Below are 17,571 nucleotides of genomic sequence, written 5' to 3' on the forward strand. Positions count from 1 at the left end.
TACTTTTGAAGTGGTTTAATGGTAAAAAAGTAAAAATGTCTACTATCCGATTTAGAGCTTTAGAACAAACATTATATAGAAAACCAATTTTGGTTGAAGAAAAAGGAAGAAGATCAGAGTTATTTGCGCAAAATGTTTTTAATGAACAAGCTATGCGTAAACACATGACGAAAGAAGCCTATAATGCAGTTCAAAATGCAATTGAACTAGGAGCTAAAATAGATAGAGGAATTGCAGATCAGATTGCGCTTAGTATGAAAGAATGGGCTTTGTCAAAAGGAGCCACACATTATACACACTGGTTTCAACCATTAACAGGAGCTACTGCAGAAAAACATGATGCCTTTTTTGAACCTATAGATGGAGGAGGAGCTATGGAGCGTTTTGATGGAGGACAATTAGTACAACAGGAACCAGATGCTTCTAGTTTTCCGCATGGAGGAATTAGAAATACATTTGAAGCACGTGGTTATACAGCTTGGGATCCAACTTCGCCAGCTTTTATTTATGGTACAGCTTTGTGTATTCCAACTGTTTTTGTAGCATATACAGGAGAGGCATTAGATTATAAAACTCCATTATTAAGAGCGTTACATGAAGTAGATAAAGCTGCTACGGCAGTAGCAAAGTATTTTGATAAAAATGTAAATAAGGTAAATGCTACTTTAGGTTGGGAACAAGAGTATTTCTTAATAGATATGGCTTTGGCAAAGTCACGACCAGATATTAGTTTAACTGGACGAACATTATTAGGACATTCGTCAGCGAAAGGGCAGCAGTTAGATGATCATTATTTTGGAACTATTCCCACTCGTGTCTTGAATTTTATGCGTGATTTAGAGCAGGAGAGTTTAGTATTAGGTATTCCTGTGAAAACGCGTCATAATGAGGTAGCTCCAAATCAATTTGAATTAGCTCCTATTTTTGAAGAAGCGAATTTAGCGGTAGATCACAACTCTTTATTAATGGATGTAATGAAAAAAGTGGCGGAAAGACATTCTTTCAAGGTGCTTTTTCATGAAAAACCATTTGACGGAGTAAATGGATCAGGAAAACATAATAATTGGTCTTTAGCAACAAATACAGGAGTAAATTTATTAAGCCCAGGAAAAACACCAATGCGTAATTTGGAGTTTTTAACCTTTTTTATCAATACAATTAAGGCGGTAAATGATTATGAAGAGTTATTGAGAGCTTCAATTGCGAGCGCTAGTAATGATCATCGTTTAGGAGCAAATGAAGCGCCACCAGCAATTATATCTGTTTTTATAGGTTCTCAATTATCTTCAGTATTGGATGAATTAGAAAATGTAACTAAAGGTAAAATTTCCCCTAAAGAAATGACTGACTTAAAGTTGAATGTAGTAGGGAAAATTCCAGAAATATTGTTAGATAATACCGATAGAAATAGAACATCTCCTTTTGCATTTACAGGAAATAAATTTGAATTTAGAGCAGTAGGGTCAACTGCAAACTGTGCTAATGCAATGACTGTATTGAATACTATTGTAGCAAAACAGTTAATTGAATTCAAAAAAGAAGTTGATGCTTATATAGATAAGCATTCAGTTAAAAAAGATGATGCGATTTTTAATGTTTTAAGAGAATACATAAAAGCATCAAAAAATATACGTTTTGAAGGAAATGGTTATGGTAAAGAATGGGAAGCTGAAGCAAAAAAAAGAAAGTTAAGTAACCACAAAACTACACCAGAAGCCTTACAATCTAAGATATCAAAATCTACTATTCAGCTATATGAAGAAATGGGTATAATGAATGAAGTTGAATGTAAGGCTCGTTATGAAATAGAAATTGAAGAGTATAGTTTACGTTTACAAATAGAATCTAGGGTGTTGGCTGATATATCTAGAAACCATGTAGTCCCAACAGCTATTAAATACCAAAATATTTTGGTAGATAACGTGAAAGGATTAAAAGAAATTTATGGAGCTTCTTTTAAAACAATAGCAAAAGAACAAATGACTCTTATTGAGTCAATTTCAGAGCATATTGAAAAAATAAATCATTTAGTAAGTTTAATGATTGAAGAAAGAAAGAAAGGGAATGCAATGAGTAATTCAGATAAAAAAGCATTTCATTACTGTAATAAAGTAAAGCCTTACTTTGGAAAAGTACGTTATCATTGCGATAAATTAGAGTTGATGGTAGATGATAATTTATGGCCCTTGGCTAAATATAGAGAATTACTTTTTACAAGATAAATACGATGGTGTTTATAGAAATATCTTGTTTATAAAAGGGGGAAAACCCCTTTTTTTTATGCTAATTATAAAATAAAAATTCTCTTTCTTTCCCCTATAATTCCTTGTTTTTTTAATTTTTCAAAAAACGAAAAACAAAGCTATGTTGTTGATTACTATTTTAATAAAAGCTTAAATTTTGTATATTAGCTATGTTTAAACACGCAAACTATATATAGTTTTTAGTACTACCTTTATAACATTATAATAGGTTGATGAAAATGAAAAGATGACACACCTCAGTCATATCATTTTACCCTAGTAATTTTATTCTACCCCAATTTTAATAGCACCCCATAATCGTTATAAGCTTATTTGTAGCGGATAAATATGGTGTGTTAAAAATTTAACTAACGTATTTTAAAATTATTAATTATGAAAAAATTATTAATAGTAGCTTTATGTTTAGCTACAGGTATGGCATTTTCGCAGGCTCGAAATGTTCAAACAAATCAAGGAAATGAAGGAGCTATAGCTAAAAAGGCTGGAGTATCAGAGCATGCAATGGAGAGGCCTTTCCAAGAAAGACCAACATGTCCAGAGTGTGAAGTAGTACAAGCAGATTGTGCTCCAGATGGCTTTATTCCAGCAGATAAGAATAAGGTTAGTATTCAGCAAGTAGGTGATAACAATGAGGCGAAAGCAACTCAAAGTGGTCACCGTAATATGTCATTAATAAGACAAAACAATACTGCTGGTAGTGTTGCGCCACCAACAGGTAATTTAGCTTCAACAGATCAAGGAGGTCAAAGAAACGGAGCAAATATTAAGCAATATGGTGATGACAATACATCTCGTATTTTCCAAAGAGGTAATGATAACTATGCAAAAGTAGATATAGGAGTAGGGCATGCAGAAGGAAACTTAACATATGCTTTACAAGTAGGAGATGGGAATAAGGCTTCTCAAAAACAGCGATATGATAATAATAAAGCTGCTTTATACCAATGGGGTAACAACAATTCGGTTGTTCAAGATCAGTCTAGTGGACCAAATGGGTCTAGCGGTAGTGAGGCGTTTGCTAATCAAGTAGGAGATGGTAACTCTATAGAGCAAAATCAAACAGGTTCTCATAACTATGCGTCTGCTTATCAAACAGGTAATAATAATGAGTCTGAAGAAACTCAGGTAACAATTACTGATGATCCAACAGTTTGTAATATTTCTACTGTTAACCAAGTAGGAGATGATAACAAATCATGTGTTGATCAAGATTCACAAGGAGGAAATAACTGTAGTTTAGTAAATCAGTTAGGTAATCAAAACCGTTCTCAAGTAAATCAAACTGCTTTACAAGGAGGTAGTAATGCTTCATGTGTATTGCAAAAAGGTAATATGAATACAGCTCAGGTTACTCAAACTGGACCAGGAGGGATATAAGATTTTTATATGGGGTGAGATTATTTTCTCACTCCATATTTTATATAATTTATAAAAAAAGAAAAAATGTTAATATTTAAGAGAGTACTTATAGCTTTTATGTTTATGATTTTTGCTACTGCTGTTCAAGGGCAAGATGAAAAACTACCAAGTTATTTTTCTAATGAAGAGTTACAGTTGAATAACCTAAATATAGTTGGCGATTTCTCGTATGATTTTAAGACAAAGTCAAAAGAGGTAGTAAGTACAATTTCGTTAAAGCAGATAGGTGATGAGAATATAGCAAAAATAGATGATAGAGCTTCATTAGGGAAACACAAGGTTTATCAAATAGGTGATAGAAATAATTACCAATTTATAAATTATAGAAATACAATGTCTATAGACCTAGGAATTTTACAAACAGGAAATGAAAACTCGTTGAGAATTCAAGGAACAAATTCAATATTTAAAAACCTAAAAATAGCACAATTTGGAGGTGCAAGAATGAGTATAATTAATTATTAGTGTTTAATAAATGAGTTAGAAGGAGATGAAAAGGAAAAATTTGTTTTTAGTTTTAATTAGTTGTTTTTGTTTGTCTTATATGTATTCTCAAGAATTTGGTAAACGAAATGTAAAAGGAAAAATAAATTTAATTAAAGTAGACGATTTTTTAACATTAACAGCTCTGGTAGTAAATGAAGAAGCGTTTTTTATAGATAAGCTTAATTATAATTTTGTAGCTCTAAAAAAAGGAGTTTCTGGAAATTATTCTAAGAGTGATCAAACAAATGATTTTTCTTTGAAACCCAGTGAAGAAAAACAGCTATCTACTATAAAAATAAACGTGAAAAAAGGAGAGGAGTTGAGGGTGTATTTATTCATTAAATATGAAGATAAACTAATACATCGAGATACATTGTTTTTAGGGCAAAAAATTAAAACTGTAAAAAGAAAGCAAAAAGTTAGTGAACAACAATACCTAATTAGGGGAATTGTAATTGATGAAGCAATTACAAGAATAGGTAAAGATTATCATGATTTTTTTTATAAAGAGTATTTAGTAACGGGTAAAAATTACCCCTTTATCATAAAGATAGTTGAAAAACCAGCGCTTGGCCGAAGTAGTATGATATCAGTAGAAGCAGATGGAAAGAAGGTGCATGAGTTTTTCGCAAGACCTACAGAAGATTATTTAAAGTCTAATGTGGTGTATGCAATGAGGAAACTAAGAAGATATAACCAAACAAGGAAAACAACTTTCCAAAATAAAATTTAACCCAATTAAAATATTATTATGAAGAAAAAATTACTGTTTATTTTGTTTTTTATAACAAGTTTTGTGTATTCACAAGATTTAGTTTACCGTCCAATAAGTCCTTTTTTTGGAGGAGATACATTTAATTATCAACAAATTATAGCATCGGTAACAGCACAAAACGATTTTACCGAGGAAGATGATAGTCAAAGAGATGTACCAACGAATTTAGAAAATTTCACTAATAGTTTAAATAATAGACTGTTGAGTTCTTTGTCGCAAAGTTTATTTCAACAACAATTAGGAAATACGAATTTAACAGTGGGTACCTACACTTTTGGAGACTTGGTGGTAGAAATTACACCAGGTACTAATGGTTTGAATGTAAGTATACTTAATGTTACTACAGGAGAACAGACACAAATTACAATCCCTAACGGTAACTAAAAATAACTATGAAAAAATGTATAAGTATAATTTACATGTTAATATTATGTGTATTAACAAGCTGCGGAACTTATTTTAATCAACCATTAGTACAAACTAAAGCAAGAATAGGAGAAAATACATCTCCAGAAGCCTTAGCTAAAAGTTTTTTACCAGCGAATAAAATTATTGTAGGAGTTTATAAATTTCGAGATCAAACAGGGCAATATAAACCTGTACAAAATGGATCCACATTTAGTACAGCAGTAACGCAAGGAGGTACAACAATTTTATTAAAATCATTGGAAGAGTCGGGTTGGTTTAGACCTATAGAAAGAGAAAATATAGGGAATCTTTTAAATGAGCGTCAAATAATTAGAAACACAAGGCAGGAGTATGCAAATGGAAAGAAAGTAACGATGCCACCACTACTCTTTGCGGGTACAATTATAGAGGGAGGAGTTGTTTCGTATGATTCTAATATAATTACAGGCGGCTCTGGTTTGCGCTATTTTGGTGTAGGTGCATCAAATCAATATCGACAAGATCGAATAACTGTTTATTTAAGGATTGTTTCTACTTCAACAGGAGAAATTTTAAAGAATGTTTATGTTTCGAAAACAATACTTTCTCAAGGAATATCAGCAAACTTATATCGCTATGTTTCCTTAAGAAGACTATTAGAAGCTGAAACTGGAGTAACAAAAAATGAACCTTCTCAGTTAGCGGTAAAAGAAGCAATAGATAAGGCAGTTGATTTATTAATAGTAGAAGGAATCGTAGATGGAATATGGCAGCCTAAAGGAGGGAAGCCGGCTATAGATTATATAAAAGAAGTATATAGGAAAGAAAAAGAAGAGGCTCAAAATACAAAGCTGTTTAATAGAAAAGAAGAAAAAAGAAGAGAGAAATTTGCAGTAGGAGCAAGTATGGGTGCTTCAAGAATCAGTGGAGATTATGCTAGTCCAACTTATCAGTTTGGATTCGATTTAAAATTTAAATATATGTTTGAAGACCCAAAATTTAATTTTTGGGTAACCTTAGGGAGGTTTGAATTAGATAATAAAAGAACCTTTCATGAAACATTTATAACTTCAGGACTTAATTTCGAATATACAATCTTACCTTATGAAAGATTTACACCTTATATCTATGGTGGAATAGGGTCCATATCAAGGGAAAATTTAGAAGATACTTTTTTTAAATTCCAAGGTGGACTTGGAGTAGAATATTTAATTACAAACAAGGTTGGGCTTTTTGTAAATGGAGAATACAACATGTTGCTAAGTGATAATTTAGATAGGCAAATAGTTGGTGAGAAAAACGATTTAGTATGGCGTTTTGGTGCAGGTATTAATGTCTATTTTTAAAAGAAATTTAGATGAGAAAAGTAATAAAAATAATAAGCTTGCTATTAACAACACTTGTTTTTGTTCAATGTGGAGAAGATGGTACTATAGGGTTGATAGAATACGGAGACTTAACAGGGAAAGTTGTAAAAAAAGATGGTTTTGTACCTTTAGAAAATGTAAAAATAACCTTATCACCTACAAATAACACAACATTTACAGATGCGGAAGGGAATTTTAAATTTGAAAGAATAGAAGTACAAGAGTATTCTGTGCAAGCAACTAAAGAAGGATATTTAGATAAGTTTGAAGGAGCTACAGTAACTGTAGAAGCTGTAGTTAATGTAGTGTTAGAGTTAGAAATATCAACAGCATTAAATAAACCACCTACAAAACCAGAATTATTAACGCCAGCTGATGGAACTGAAGATTTACCAAACGAAGTAGAATTAACATGGGAATCGACAGACCCTGAGGAAGATGAGCTAACTTATGTGCTGGAGCTTAGAAATGATTTTAATAACGATGTAACAAGAATTGCAGATATAAAAGAGAAAAAATATCTATTGTCAAATTTGAAATATGGCGGAAAATATTTTTGGAGTATAGAAGTAACGGATGGAATAAATGCAGAAGTAGTAAGTAGTATTCGGTCGTTTACGGTAAAAGAAGATCCAGGGAATCGATATTTTTATGTGAAAAATGAAGGTGGAAATAATGTAATTTATTCATCGAGCTTTAATGAAACCAATAATGAAGTTTCAAATACAGTTCAATTAACCGATCCTAATTTGAATTCATGGAGACCAAGAAAAAGTAACGTAGCAAATTTGATCGCTTTTTTAAGAATAGATAATAATGAAGCACATATTTATACAATGAAAACCAATGGAAATGATGTTCAAAAAGTAACATCAACAATACCTGTAGCTGGTTTTAATTTAAACGAAATGGATTTTTCATGGTCACCAGATGGAAGTAAATTATTGTATTCTAATTTTGGTAAATTATATTCAATAAATAAAGATGGTAGTGGTTTACAGAATATTTATGAAACAACCGGTGGAAGTTTAATAACGGAGTGCGATTGGAGTAGTGACGGAACTAAAATAGCTATAAAAACCAATAATGCAAATGGATATGATGGGGCTATATTGGTTATTGATATGGATGGGAATGTATTAAGTACAGTAATATCAGGTGTTGTTGGAGCTATGGGAGGAATTAATTTGTCAGCATCAGGAAATAAATTATTGTTTACAAGAGATATTTCAAATCATCAGGCTACAAATTATAGGCAATTAGATACTAGGTTGTTTATTTACGATTTCACAGATATGAGTTTTACAGATATTTCAAATGTTGAAAAGACAAGTGGAACTAACGATTTAGATCCACGATTTTCACCAAATGAAGCAGAAGTTATTTTTGTAAATACATCTAACGATGGGATTTCACAAAGAAATATTATGAGAACAAACTTAGTAGGAAATATAGAACGTAGAATGGTGTTTACAAATGCAATAATGCCGGATTGGGAATAATGCTATATAACTATCTCAAAATTAAAAAGCGAACGTTAAAAAACGTTCGCTTTTTTCTTGGTATGAAATTAAGAAAAACTAACTTTGCAGTAACAACAACACAACAAATGAGTAACGAAATATCTAAACGCTACGCGCAACGCGGAGTATCGGCATCTAAAGAAGATGTTCATAATGCTATCAAGAATATTGATAAAGGATTGTTCCCAAAGGCATTTTGTAAAATTGTTCCAGATTATTTAACAAATGACGATGATTACTGCTTAATTATGCATGCAGATGGAGCAGGAACAAAATCGTCATTAGCATATATGTATTGGAAAGAAACAGGAGATATTTCTGTTTGGAAAGGTATAGCGCAAGATGCATTAATAATGAATATTGATGATTTATTATGTGTAGGAGCAACTGATAATATTATGTTATCTTCTACAATAGGACGTAATAAAAGTAATATTCCAGGAGAAGTTTTGTCGGCAATAATCAATGGGACAGAAGAATTAATTTCAGAATTAAAAGATTTTGGAGTAACAATTCACTCAACAGGAGGAGAAACCGCAGATGTAGGAGATTTAGTTCGTACAATTATTGTAGACTCTACTGTAACGGCAAGAATGAAACGTGCAGATGTAATTGATAATGCCAATATAAAAGTAGGAGATGTTATTGTAGGTTTGGAGTCTTTTGGACAAGCAACTTATGAAAAAGAATATAATGGCGGAATGGGGTCTAATGGACTAACATCAGCTCGTCATGATGTATTTCATAAATATTTAGCTGAGAAATATCCTGAAAGTTTTGATGCTTCAGTACCAGAAGAATTAGTGTATTCAGGAAATACAAAGCTTACAGATGAAGTTGAGAATTCGCCAATAGATGCAGGGAAGTTAGTCTTATCACCTACAAGAACTTATGCGCCAATAATAAAAGAAATATTATCAAAATTTTCTTCAGATAAAGTACATGGAATGATACATTGTTCAGGAGGTGCGCAAACTAAAATATTACATTTTGTTGATGACTTACATGTAGTAAAAGATAATATGTTTCCAATACCACCATTGTTTAAGTTGATTCAGGAACAGTCAAAGACAGACTGGAAAGAAATGTATCAGGTATTTAATTGTGGACATCGAATGGAATTGTATGTATCTGAAGAAGTAGCAGAAGAAATTATAGCAATTTCAAAATCATACAATGTAAATGCGCAAATAATTGGAAGGGTAGAGGCTTCAGATAAAAAGAAGCTAACTATCAAAAGCGAATACGGAACATTTGAATATTAAAATAAAATAAATAAAAAAGCCTTAGAGAGTTCTAAGGCTTTTTTGTGTAATAAGTTGAATTATGTTGATTATTCTATTTTATTAAATATAAAATCAATAGAAAATTCATCGTTAGAAATTTTACATTTCAATTGTTGATTCTCCATGTAGTAATTAATTTTTTTAGGAAATTCATTTTGTTCATTTTCAGAAACAAAAGAAGTATCGGTTTGTTGTGTAAATTTAAATAATGTAGGTTGCTCATTCACGCCTACAATTTTTAAATGCAAGATATTTTGAATCGAAACAATGCTCAAAGTTTCTTTAAAAACGGTATCGTTTTCTTGTAGTGTAAAACCAATTCCAGTTAGATCTTTATTCCAAAATTCAAAAGTTGTTTTGGTAGGTTTTTCGTTTAAACGTTGCCATTTTCCTTGTAACCAATTAGGTTTTTGGGTTTCTTTTTGACAAGAAAAAAGTAGAATAGAAAAAAGTATAATTAGATAGTAACGCATATTTTTGCTCTTAAAAGACATAAAGATAGAGATAAAATTCGATAAAAAATCGTAAATTCGCACCCCAAGAAAAGATACAATGCTAGATAAATTACAGATAGTTAAGCAACGTTTTGATGAGGTTTCAGATTTAATCATTCAACCAGATGTTATTTCTGATCAAAAACGTTATGTGCAATTAAATAAAGAATATAAAGACTTAGGAAAGGTTGTTAAAAAAGCAGACGAGTACAAAGGTCTTTTAGATACCATAGAAGAAGCTAAAGAAATTATTTCTGATGGAAGTGATGCAGAAATGGTAGAAATGGCTAAAATGGAAATGGATGATGCAAAAGTTAGAATTCCACAATTGGAAGAAGAAATTAAATTTTTGCTAATACCTAAAGATCCAGAAGATGGTAAAAATGCTGTAGTAGAATTACGTGCGGGTACAGGAGGAGATGAAGCAAGTATTTTTGCTGGAGATTTATTTAGAATGTATACGAAGTACTGTGAAGGTAAAGGTTGGAAAGTATCTACAGTAGATTTTTCTGAAGGAACCAATGGAGGATTTAAAGAAATCCAATTTGAAGTTTCAGGAGAAGATGTATATGGAACTTTAAAGTTTGAAGCAGGTGTACACCGTGTACAACGTGTACCACAAACAGAAACACAAGGACGTGTACATACTTCGGCAGCAACTTGTATGGTTTTTCCAGAGGCAGAAGAATTTGATGTAGAAATCAACCCAAAAGATGTTCGTATTGATTATTTCTGTTCTTCAGGGCCTGGAGGTCAGTCGGTAAATACAACTTACTCGGCGGTACGTTTAACACATATACCTACAGGATTAGTAGCGCAGTGTCAAGACCAAAAGTCGCAACATAAAAACAAAGAAAAAGCATTTAAAGTATTACGTTCTCGTTTATACGATTTAGAGTTAGCCAAGAAACAAGAGGCTGATGCAGCTAAACGTGGTTCTATGGTAACATCGGGAGACCGTTCAGCAAAAATTAGAACATACAATTATCCACAAGGTCGTGTAACCGATCATAGAATTGGATTAACTTTATATGATTTATCTAATATTGTTAATGGTGATATTCAGAAAATTATAGACGAATTAATGCTAGCAGAAAATACTTCCAAACTTAAAGAGTTAGGAGAAACTATCTAATAAAAAAGACCAATCAATGATTGGTCTTTTTTATTTTGTTATTCCTTGTAAAACAGGAGAATAAATGGTATCTTGTAAAGATATTAATATTCTATCCGTAATAAGGAGAAAATCTACACATCTATAATACTATTTTTCTGAAGCCCCTCAGGTATTCATAGTTTTCTTTAAGTAAAGCATTTTTATTAGAATTTTTAATTAAAAGAGTAAGTCATTATATCAATAACCCTAAGTTGATAAGGTTATTGAAGTATTAACCCATAAATAAATTAGATATATGTTAAAAATAATAGTAAAAGAAGGCGAGAATATTGACAGAGCTTTAAAACGTTATAAACGTAAATTTAGAAATGTAAAAATTTTACAAGAATTAAGAGAGCGTAAACAGTTTACGAAGCCATCAGTAGCAAGAAGAGCACAAATACAAAAAGCAGCCTACAGAGAAAAATTATTAAAACGAGAATAAAAAGATAATTCAGGAGGATAATAGATTAGTTTAGAATGTTTGTAAATACATAAATGGGAGTATTTTACGAAGTATTTCTTAATTTTGTTTCATGCAGAGTTTTATTGATTTTATTAAACAACACATTTTTATTTCAGAAGAAATTGAAGCGGCAATAAAAAGTGTTGCCGTGGAAAAAGAGTACCTTAAAAATGATTTATTGGTCGAAGAAGGAAAGACTTGTAAGTATTTATATTTTTTAACTGAAGGAACAGTAAGAGCTTATTTGTATTTAAAAGGGAAAGATATAACAAATTGGATTTATCCAGAAAATTCAGTGTTTACTTCTTGGCATAGTTATATTTTAAGAAAACCTTCTTCAGAATATATTGAAGTTACTAATGATGCTAAGGTAATTGCTATTTCTTATGATGATTGGCAGGAATTATATCAGAAATATCCTAAATTAGAACGTTTTGGACGTTTAATAATGGAAGAACAAATCGGGTTAATTGACGATTTTTATAAAGGATATTATTTCTTAACTGCGAAAGAAAAATATGAATTATTAATTAAGGCATATCCTAAGATAATTCAAATAGCAAATTTAGGACATATAGCTTCAATGTTAGGGATTAGTCAAGAAACATTAAGTAGAATTCGTGGAAAATAAAATAGGCTTCCTTATTTAAAAGAAAGCCTAACAAGAGCTGAGTTCTATGAGATTAAAAAACTCTTACAACATTAAACCCAAAAGATATATCCCCTTTGGTCCAATCCCCTTCAGCCTTTGTTAAGAAAGCGCTGTCGTTGCTTGCCCTTGCGTTGGAAAATAATAGTTGAAAAACATGACCCCCTGTTTCAATATCAATTCCCAATGTTAAAGGATTTTTATAAATAGAATTTTTGTTTCTACTAAAATTGTGAGCATAATCTAAGTTAACACTCATACGCTTACTTACTTTTAATCGACCACCAACACCCATTAAAAATTGATTGTGTGTATTGCCACCAGTAACAGTATGGTCTTGTAAGTTTTGACGAACAAACGAAGGAGCGATTTCGAGAGATAAATTTTTAGAAACTCTTCGTGAAGCAAGTAATTGAAAAGTATAACTCATACGGTCACCAAATTTTAAGTTAGGATATTTTTCCTTTTTTAATTCAGAGTTAATATCCGCACTAGCATACCCTACTAAGTTTAATGGAAACTTGCTTGATTGCTTTGTAAAACGAACTTTTGCAGTACCAGAATAAGTTTTTTCAAAACTATCTCTACTTAAACTTAATTGAACTCCTTCCCAAAAGCTATAAGCTAATTGAATTTTAGTGTTTGCTTGATCTAATCCAAAAAACTCATCAACACCATCTTTTAAAGAACCAAAACGATGGGCAACAATTAAGTATAAATCGCCTTTATCTGCAATTTTAGTAGATTGTAAGTTTCCAATTTGCATTGCTTTAAAAGCAGGTAAAGCAAATAGTTTTTCATTTTTAGTTTCATTGTCTAATTCATCTAATAAATCGTCTTGAGCAAAAGTTTTTATAGATGTAAAAACAATTAAAAAAGCTATGATGTATTTTATTTTAATATGCATTGTTCTAATTTTAATTCGTCTAATAAATCATCGTATCCTATAACACGACCTTTAATTTGTATGTTGTCATTTTCTTTTATGGAAAGTCTAGCATCAGTATTTTTAAACTGGCAGTAGATTTGATTTTCTAAGGAGATACCGTTTTCATCAATAGCGGTTACTTTGCCAGACAGTTGTACAATTTTTGTGTTCCATTCAGAAAAATTCTGACTTACTTTTTGTAAAAAAACTGTCGAGCTTCCTTCAAAGTCTACGTTTAACTCTTCAATTGTTTTATGAGGTTTGTAAGCGTACTTGTATGCTGAATATCCTCCTATGAGCAAAATGAAGAGTACAACCAAAAACTTATTTCTTTTCAACCAATTCATAAGCTATAGAAATGTTTATTTGCTCAGCTATTTTCTTGCGAACAATACTTGGTATTTTAATGCCAAAATCTTGAGGTTGTACAAAGAATTTAGAGCTTAACATAATTTTATTGTTCTTTAAAACAACCTTGGCAGTAGTGTTTACTTTTTTCTTTTTTCCACGAACCGTAATAGTTCCTTTTAAGGGAAACTCTTTTGAGTTTGATAAATTTTCTAAAGAAAACCCTTCTAATTTTCCTCTAAAAGTAGCTTTTGGGTATTGATCACTGTCCATATAGTTTTCATTAAAATGCTCTTGCATTAAAGCAACTTTAAATTTAAAAGCAGTAATAAATAGTTGTGCAGCAATATCGCCAGTATTGGTTTTTAAAATAGCAGTAGAGCTATTATTAGTAGCTTCTACAGGTTCAAATGCTTCTACAGAAGCTTTAAAATGTGTGCTACCAGTTCTGGTAAAATATTTTTGAGCAGCAATTGATTGACTAAGCAATATAATTGCTAGGATAATTATTTTTTTCATGTAATTACGTTTTGTATTTTGAAACGAGTTGAATTATTCTAAAAAGCCATCAGCTTTCCATTTATCAATAAGTGCTCTTTTTTCAGCAGTAACAAGTCCACTTTGAGGCATTGGGCTTGCGGCATCGTTCATTCTAGCGATTAGAGTTCCAAACTGGGCAGAGTTTTTAACTTGCTCGTATGTTTCTAAGATTAATCCTTTTCTTGGGTTTACAGAACTGTGACAGGTCAAACAATTATTATAAATAATAGGTTGTATATCTTTATTGTAAGTTACTGTTCTGTCAATAACATTAGGTAATGGTATTTCTGCCTTTGTACAACTAACCATTAAAGCTACGATTGAGATATAAAATACTTTTTTCATCTTTTTAATTTTGAACATCAATATTGGTTACGTTTTCTATTTTGTTTTCTAATGGTGCTACGGTAATTTTTTTACTAATGCTTAAAATATCACCTTGATTTGGAGCGCCATCACCAGTTTTATCGGCAATAACAGTTAAGTAATATTCTCCAGGATGTAGATAGGTAAATAAGAATGTGTCTTCTTTGTTTTCTAAACTTGGAAAATGTAATAGTGTATCAAAAGCAGCAGAATTAGAAGTTAAATAACCGTTAGTGTCTGTTAAAGGATCTTTTGAGAGGTATACTAATAAATTAGTATCGGTAATTTGACTGTTTCTGGTTAGGTTAACTGTTAAAGTACCTAGTCTAGGGTGATCGGTAATTTGATATGGATCGCCAGATTGAGGTGCTAATTCATAAATGTTATTGTTAGCTTGTTGTGCTAAGAATGTTGCAGATGTTGCAGCTTGTTCACCTTGTTTTACATATAAATTTTCTGCTTTAAACCCATCAGCAAAATCTAACCCATCATCAATAGTGTTTTGAGGATAATTAGTAGCACTTGCAGCAGCTTGAGCTAATTCCATATGCATTTTCTTCCCTTTGAAAGTCATATGACGTGTTGGAATTCTACTCCCTAAATTACTAGTGTATGAGTTAAAGTATAAACTGTCATTTTTAAAACGTAGTTCAAATGACATAATATTTTTATTACCAATGGCATCTACAAAACGGTAATATTTACCTTCAGAATTTCTGTCTTCTACTTTGTCTAAAACAAAATAACTAGTTCGGTAAATACCACTTAATAGTCCACCATTACGCCCCATGATAGTTCTTTTGCCTTTGTAATTTGTTACAAAAAATGAGGTAAGTAGGTTTCCTAACGAACCACCTTCATGAATACCGTGAATATGTGATTTTGAGATGGCTCTATAATCCCATGCAAACCAGTCATAATCATCGGCAATAACTCTATTGCTACCTACCCAGTGACCTTGCATTTTTTCAAAAAAATCAAAACCATCAGTATTAATATCGGCAGGAATAACTTCTGCTATAGGATCAGGAGTAGGATTAGGTGTTGGAGTTGTTCCTCCTGTAATATCTCTAATTGCATCTTCACAACTTGCAAGAGCAAGTGTTATACATAACCCGAAAAGGATGTGTCTTTTTTTCATAATTTAGTTTTTGTTATTGTTTTCTTACCCAAATTTCAATTAGAGGTTTGTGCATGATATAGCTTGTAACTTCTAATGTGTCTTTGTGTTTAATTTTAATCTTAAGATTGTCAGAGTTGGTTTGTGTAGCTCCTGAAATGGCATCGACAAAAGTGTCGTCCTTATAGGTTAAATTGTTTAAAAAGATGTCTTTATCAGTACCAGTTTCTCTAATAATAGTGGTGTCGTCGTTATAATAAATAACTTTACCAACAAGTTTGTTAGCCTGTTTCTCTATTTTATAAGTGGCCTTATAAAAAGAACTTTGAACATCCCAGATACCTAAAATTCGCTCATCTATTTGAGTAGAACACCCAATTAGAAAAATTAATAAACCAAATAAATATCTCTTCATTTTTAATTCTGAATAATTACGGAGACAAAATTGAGAAGGTTTGTAAGAAAGATTTTTGACCTATGTCAAAATCATCATAATGAGGTGTTTTTGATTTAAATCAAACTAAAACTAAAGATGCCAGTGTACATTTGAACAAAATTTATTTAGGATGAAAAAATTAATGTTACGTTGGAATATTGATAAGCCAAGAGATTTAATTATAATATTTATAGTTTTTTCAATTACAGGTTCTACTTCAATAACTGTTGGGCGTCCAGTTTTAAAAGCTATAGGGATAACCTTAGAAAATATGCATGCAGTTATTTACTATCCGTTGTTTATACTATTAAGTTTTATATGTTATCAAGTTTTTTTGGTCTTGTATGGATGGCTTTTTGGACAGTTTAATTTCTTTTGGAATATGGAAAAGAAGATGTTAAGAAGATTCGGTATCTCTATTTAAATTTTCTTTTTTATATTTAAGAATGAAGAAAACTATTAAATGGCGAACCTTAATTGCATTAGTATTAATGTACATTGCTATATTAATGAACTGGGAATGGGCTTGGGGAGTCTTGTTTATGTTCTGGGTTATTCCCGATCTCTTTTCTGGAATAACTTACTTTATAGAACCGATTTCTAAAAAAGAAAACCCTAAAACATATTGGGTAATTATTATTAGCTGGATTTTTATGGCATTATTCTCTTTGTCAACTTTAGTAATAGATTATCCAGGATATACTTATTAGTTATGAATGATTTTTCTATTGGGGCTATTTTTAAGAAATATAAATGGAAAATTTCGTTTACTTTTTTACTACTAATTTTAGAAAATATATCTAAAGTACTACAACCTTTGGTTTTAGGTATTGCTATTAACGATTTAATTAATGGTAGTAACAAAGGACTGTGGTTATTTACAGGTTTGTATTTAATAGGTTTTGCTATTGGTACGATACGTAGGTATTACGATACTCGCGCTTATACTTTTATATATACAAATGTAGCTTCAGAAATTGCAGAAACACAAAATAAAAAAGGAATAGAAGTGTCTGCTATAGCAGCAAGAAGTGCTTTAGTAAAAGAACTAGTAGATTTTTTTGAGCATGATGTTACTCAGGCATTCACGTCGGCAATTAGTGTAGTGGGAGCCTTGATAATGTTAGCGGTATTTGATTTATGGATTTTTGGCGGATGCTTGTTAACTATAATCGTTATCATTTTAATTTATACCTTTAGCACCAAACGTATTTATAACTATAACATAGGTTTAAACGATGAGTTAGAACATAGAATAAATGTGTTAGAAACTCGTGAGCGTACAGGTATTTTTAATCATTTTAAGAAAATAGCAAAATGGTTAGTTAAAATGAGTGATTTAGAAACGGTTAATTTTTCAATCATCGAAATTGTATTGTTTATACTAGCAATTTATGCATTGTATGCTTCTGCAAGTGCTGTAAATGCTACAGCTGGTGGGATTTTTTCGGTACTTACTTATGTTTTAGAGTTTTCAGGAGGTGTGTTTATGCTTCCTATTATATTTCAACAAATAATTCGTTTGCAAGAAATTAGTACAAGGCTAAAAAATATTTAAAAA

General features: G+C 31.2%; 21 protein-coding genes. 14 read left to right on the top strand and 7 right to left on the bottom strand.

Annotated elements, in window-relative coordinates:
* Nucleotides 1–35: 35 nt before the first annotated feature.
* The 8 genes from MHN29_RS02230 (at nt 36) to MHN29_RS02265 (ending at nt 9,486) form a co-directional block, all read left to right on the top strand.
* Nucleotides 36–2,222 carry a glutamine synthetase III gene (locus MHN29_RS02230; protein ID WP_235273223.1) on the top strand — a complete coding sequence of 729 codons (2,187 nt, stop codon included), beginning with the start codon at nt 36–38 and terminating at the stop codon, nt 2,220–2,222.
* A 414-nt stretch (nt 2,223–2,636) separates the two neighbouring features.
* Nucleotides 2,637–3,641, top strand: a complete 1,005-nt coding sequence (locus MHN29_RS02235; protein ID WP_235273221.1) for a hypothetical protein — start codon at nt 2,637–2,639, stop codon at nt 3,639–3,641.
* A gap of 66 nt (nt 3,642–3,707) precedes the next feature.
* The gene (locus tag MHN29_RS02240) at nt 3,708–4,148 is read left to right on the top strand and encodes a hypothetical protein (RefSeq protein WP_235273220.1); all 441 of its coding nucleotides are present in this window, start codon (nt 3,708–3,710) and stop codon (nt 4,146–4,148) included.
* A 79-nt stretch (nt 4,149–4,227) separates the two neighbouring features.
* Entirely contained in the window at nt 4,228–4,902 is a 675-nt protein-coding gene (locus tag MHN29_RS02245) for a curli production assembly/transport protein CsgE (protein ID WP_235273218.1), read from the top strand.
* 18 nt (nt 4,903–4,920) lie between these two features.
* Nucleotides 4,921–5,328, top strand: coding sequence for a curli assembly protein CsgF (locus tag MHN29_RS02250; RefSeq protein WP_235273217.1), 408 nt, complete (start codon nt 4,921–4,923; stop codon nt 5,326–5,328).
* A gap of 8 nt (nt 5,329–5,336) precedes the next feature.
* Nucleotides 5,337–6,677: a CsgG/HfaB family protein gene (locus tag MHN29_RS02255; protein WP_239176063.1), complete on the top strand. Its 1,341-nt coding sequence runs from the start codon at nt 5,337–5,339 to the stop codon at nt 6,675–6,677.
* Between the two features lie 11 nt (nt 6,678–6,688).
* Complete coding sequence (locus MHN29_RS02260) at nt 6,689–8,200, top strand: carboxypeptidase regulatory-like domain-containing protein (RefSeq protein ID WP_235273215.1); 1,512 nt, start codon at nt 6,689–6,691, stop codon at nt 8,198–8,200.
* A 107-nt stretch (nt 8,201–8,307) separates the two neighbouring features.
* On the top strand, nt 8,308–9,486 hold the full coding sequence (locus MHN29_RS02265) for an AIR synthase related protein (RefSeq protein ID WP_235273210.1): 1,179 nt from the start codon (nt 8,308–8,310) through the stop codon (nt 9,484–9,486).
* Between the two features lie 68 nt (nt 9,487–9,554).
* On the opposite strand, the gene MHN29_RS02270 is transcribed toward MHN29_RS02265, so the two are convergent.
* Nucleotides 9,555–9,980, bottom strand: a complete 426-nt coding sequence (locus MHN29_RS02270) for a hypothetical protein (protein WP_235273209.1) — start codon at nt 9,978–9,980, stop codon at nt 9,555–9,557.
* A 79-nt stretch (nt 9,981–10,059) separates the two neighbouring features.
* Between MHN29_RS02270 and prfA the strand changes: the two genes are divergently transcribed.
* From prfA to MHN29_RS02285, 3 genes are all read left to right on the top strand, one after another.
* A complete protein-coding gene (prfA, locus tag MHN29_RS02275) occupies nt 10,060–11,136 on the top strand; it encodes a peptide chain release factor 1 (protein WP_150900393.1) in 1,077 nt (358 codons plus the stop codon).
* A 277-nt stretch (nt 11,137–11,413) separates the two neighbouring features.
* Nucleotides 11,414–11,602 (top strand): 30S ribosomal protein S21, encoded by a 189-nt coding sequence (gene rpsU, locus MHN29_RS02280; RefSeq protein WP_235273207.1) that lies wholly within the window; start codon nt 11,414–11,416, stop codon nt 11,600–11,602.
* A gap of 91 nt (nt 11,603–11,693) precedes the next feature.
* Nucleotides 11,694–12,254, top strand: coding sequence for a Crp/Fnr family transcriptional regulator (locus tag MHN29_RS02285; protein WP_235273206.1), 561 nt, complete (start codon nt 11,694–11,696; stop codon nt 12,252–12,254).
* A gap of 52 nt (nt 12,255–12,306) precedes the next feature.
* Here MHN29_RS02285 and MHN29_RS02290 read toward each other — a convergent pair whose 3' ends face one another.
* The 6 genes from MHN29_RS02290 to MHN29_RS02315 are packed head-to-tail and all read right to left on the bottom strand — an operon-like array spanning nt 12,307 to nt 15,989.
* A complete protein-coding gene (locus MHN29_RS02290; protein WP_235273205.1) occupies nt 12,307–13,179 on the bottom strand; it encodes a DUF5777 family beta-barrel protein in 873 nt (290 codons plus the stop codon).
* Nucleotides 13,164–13,547 carry a hypothetical protein gene (locus MHN29_RS02295; protein WP_235273203.1) on the bottom strand — a complete coding sequence of 128 codons (384 nt, stop codon included), beginning with the start codon at nt 13,545–13,547 and terminating at the stop codon, nt 13,164–13,166. Before MHN29_RS02295 ends, MHN29_RS02290 begins: the two co-directional genes overlap by 16 nt.
* Nucleotides 13,525–14,067, bottom strand: coding sequence for a YceI family protein (locus MHN29_RS02300; protein ID WP_235273201.1), 543 nt, complete (start codon nt 14,065–14,067; stop codon nt 13,525–13,527). The genes MHN29_RS02295 and MHN29_RS02300 overlap by 23 nt, the downstream gene beginning before the upstream one ends.
* 33 nt (nt 14,068–14,100) lie before the next feature.
* Nucleotides 14,101–14,433, bottom strand: a complete 333-nt coding sequence (locus tag MHN29_RS02305; protein WP_235273198.1) for a hypothetical protein — start codon at nt 14,431–14,433, stop codon at nt 14,101–14,103.
* A gap of 4 nt (nt 14,434–14,437) precedes the next feature.
* Entirely contained in the window at nt 14,438–15,595 is a 1,158-nt protein-coding gene (locus MHN29_RS02310) for a hypothetical protein (RefSeq protein ID WP_235273197.1), read from the bottom strand.
* Between the two features lie 13 nt (nt 15,596–15,608).
* On the bottom strand, nt 15,609–15,989 hold the full coding sequence (locus MHN29_RS02315) for a DUF2147 domain-containing protein (RefSeq protein WP_150900385.1): 381 nt from the start codon (nt 15,987–15,989) through the stop codon (nt 15,609–15,611).
* A gap of 151 nt (nt 15,990–16,140) precedes the next feature.
* Here MHN29_RS02315 and MHN29_RS02320 point away from each other — a divergent pair, with 151 nt between their 5' ends.
* The 3 genes from MHN29_RS02320 to MHN29_RS02330 are packed head-to-tail and all read left to right on the top strand — an operon-like array spanning nt 16,141 to nt 17,568.
* Nucleotides 16,141–16,434 carry a DUF6787 family protein gene (locus tag MHN29_RS02320; RefSeq protein WP_235273196.1) on the top strand — a complete coding sequence of 98 codons (294 nt, stop codon included), beginning with the start codon at nt 16,141–16,143 and terminating at the stop codon, nt 16,432–16,434.
* A 22-nt stretch (nt 16,435–16,456) separates the two neighbouring features.
* Nucleotides 16,457–16,720 carry a hypothetical protein gene (locus tag MHN29_RS02325; RefSeq protein ID WP_235273195.1) on the top strand — a complete coding sequence of 88 codons (264 nt, stop codon included), beginning with the start codon at nt 16,457–16,459 and terminating at the stop codon, nt 16,718–16,720.
* A 2-nt stretch (nt 16,721–16,722) separates the two neighbouring features.
* Nucleotides 16,723–17,568 carry an ABC transporter six-transmembrane domain-containing protein gene (locus MHN29_RS02330; RefSeq protein WP_235273194.1) on the top strand — a complete coding sequence of 282 codons (846 nt, stop codon included), beginning with the start codon at nt 16,723–16,725 and terminating at the stop codon, nt 17,566–17,568.
* Nucleotides 17,569–17,571: the final 3 nt, after the last annotated feature.

The organism is Tenacibaculum sp. Cn5-46, assembly GCF_022347705.1.
GTDB lineage: Bacteria > Bacteroidota > Bacteroidia > Flavobacteriales > Flavobacteriaceae > Polaribacter > Polaribacter aiptasiae.

Bases quoted from the DNA above. Each gene is read 5' to 3' on its own strand.
- MHN29_RS02300 (WP_235273201.1), bottom strand. From the start codon at position 14,067: ATGAAAAAAATAATTATCCTAGCAATTATATTGCTTAGTCAATCAATT.
- MHN29_RS02290 (WP_235273205.1), bottom strand. From the start codon at position 13,179: ATGCATATTAAAATAAAATACATCATAGCTTTTTTAATTGTTTTTACA.
- MHN29_RS02320 (WP_235273196.1), top strand. From the start codon at position 16,141: ATGAAAAAATTAATGTTACGTTGGAATATTGATAAGCCAAGAGATTTA.
- rpsU (WP_235273207.1), top strand. From the start codon at position 11,414: ATGTTAAAAATAATAGTAAAAGAAGGCGAGAATATTGACAGAGCTTTA.
- MHN29_RS02295 (WP_235273203.1), bottom strand. From the start codon at position 13,547: ATGAATTGGTTGAAAAGAAATAAGTTTTTGGTTGTACTCTTCATTTTG.
- MHN29_RS02245 (WP_235273218.1), top strand. From the start codon at position 4,228: ATGTATTCTCAAGAATTTGGTAAACGAAATGTAAAAGGAAAAATAAAT.
- MHN29_RS02310 (WP_235273197.1), bottom strand. From the start codon at position 15,595: ATGAAAAAAAGACACATCCTTTTCGGGTTATGTATAACACTTGCTCTT.
- MHN29_RS02255 (WP_239176063.1), top strand. From the start codon at position 5,337: ATGAAAAAATGTATAAGTATAATTTACATGTTAATATTATGTGTATTA.
- MHN29_RS02265 (WP_235273210.1), top strand. From the start codon at position 8,308: ATGAGTAACGAAATATCTAAACGCTACGCGCAACGCGGAGTATCGGCA.
- MHN29_RS02325 (WP_235273195.1), top strand. From the start codon at position 16,457: ATGAAGAAAACTATTAAATGGCGAACCTTAATTGCATTAGTATTAATG.
- MHN29_RS02240 (WP_235273220.1), top strand. From the start codon at position 3,708: ATGTTAATATTTAAGAGAGTACTTATAGCTTTTATGTTTATGATTTTT.
- MHN29_RS02285 (WP_235273206.1), top strand. From the start codon at position 11,694: ATGCAGAGTTTTATTGATTTTATTAAACAACACATTTTTATTTCAGAA.
- MHN29_RS02235 (WP_235273221.1), top strand. From the start codon at position 2,637: ATGAAAAAATTATTAATAGTAGCTTTATGTTTAGCTACAGGTATGGCA.
- MHN29_RS02305 (WP_235273198.1), bottom strand. From the start codon at position 14,433: ATGAAAAAAGTATTTTATATCTCAATCGTAGCTTTAATGGTTAGTTGT.
- MHN29_RS02330 (WP_235273194.1), top strand. From the start codon at position 16,723: ATGAATGATTTTTCTATTGGGGCTATTTTTAAGAAATATAAATGGAAA.
- MHN29_RS02315 (WP_150900385.1), bottom strand. From the start codon at position 15,989: ATGAAGAGATATTTATTTGGTTTATTAATTTTTCTAATTGGGTGTTCT.
- MHN29_RS02260 (WP_235273215.1), top strand. From the start codon at position 6,689: ATGAGAAAAGTAATAAAAATAATAAGCTTGCTATTAACAACACTTGTT.
- MHN29_RS02270 (WP_235273209.1), bottom strand. From the start codon at position 9,980: ATGCGTTACTATCTAATTATACTTTTTTCTATTCTACTTTTTTCTTGT.
- MHN29_RS02230 (WP_235273223.1), top strand. From the start codon at position 36: ATGTCTACTATCCGATTTAGAGCTTTAGAACAAACATTATATAGAAAA.
- prfA (WP_150900393.1), top strand. From the start codon at position 10,060: ATGCTAGATAAATTACAGATAGTTAAGCAACGTTTTGATGAGGTTTCA.
- MHN29_RS02250 (WP_235273217.1), top strand. From the start codon at position 4,921: ATGAAGAAAAAATTACTGTTTATTTTGTTTTTTATAACAAGTTTTGTG.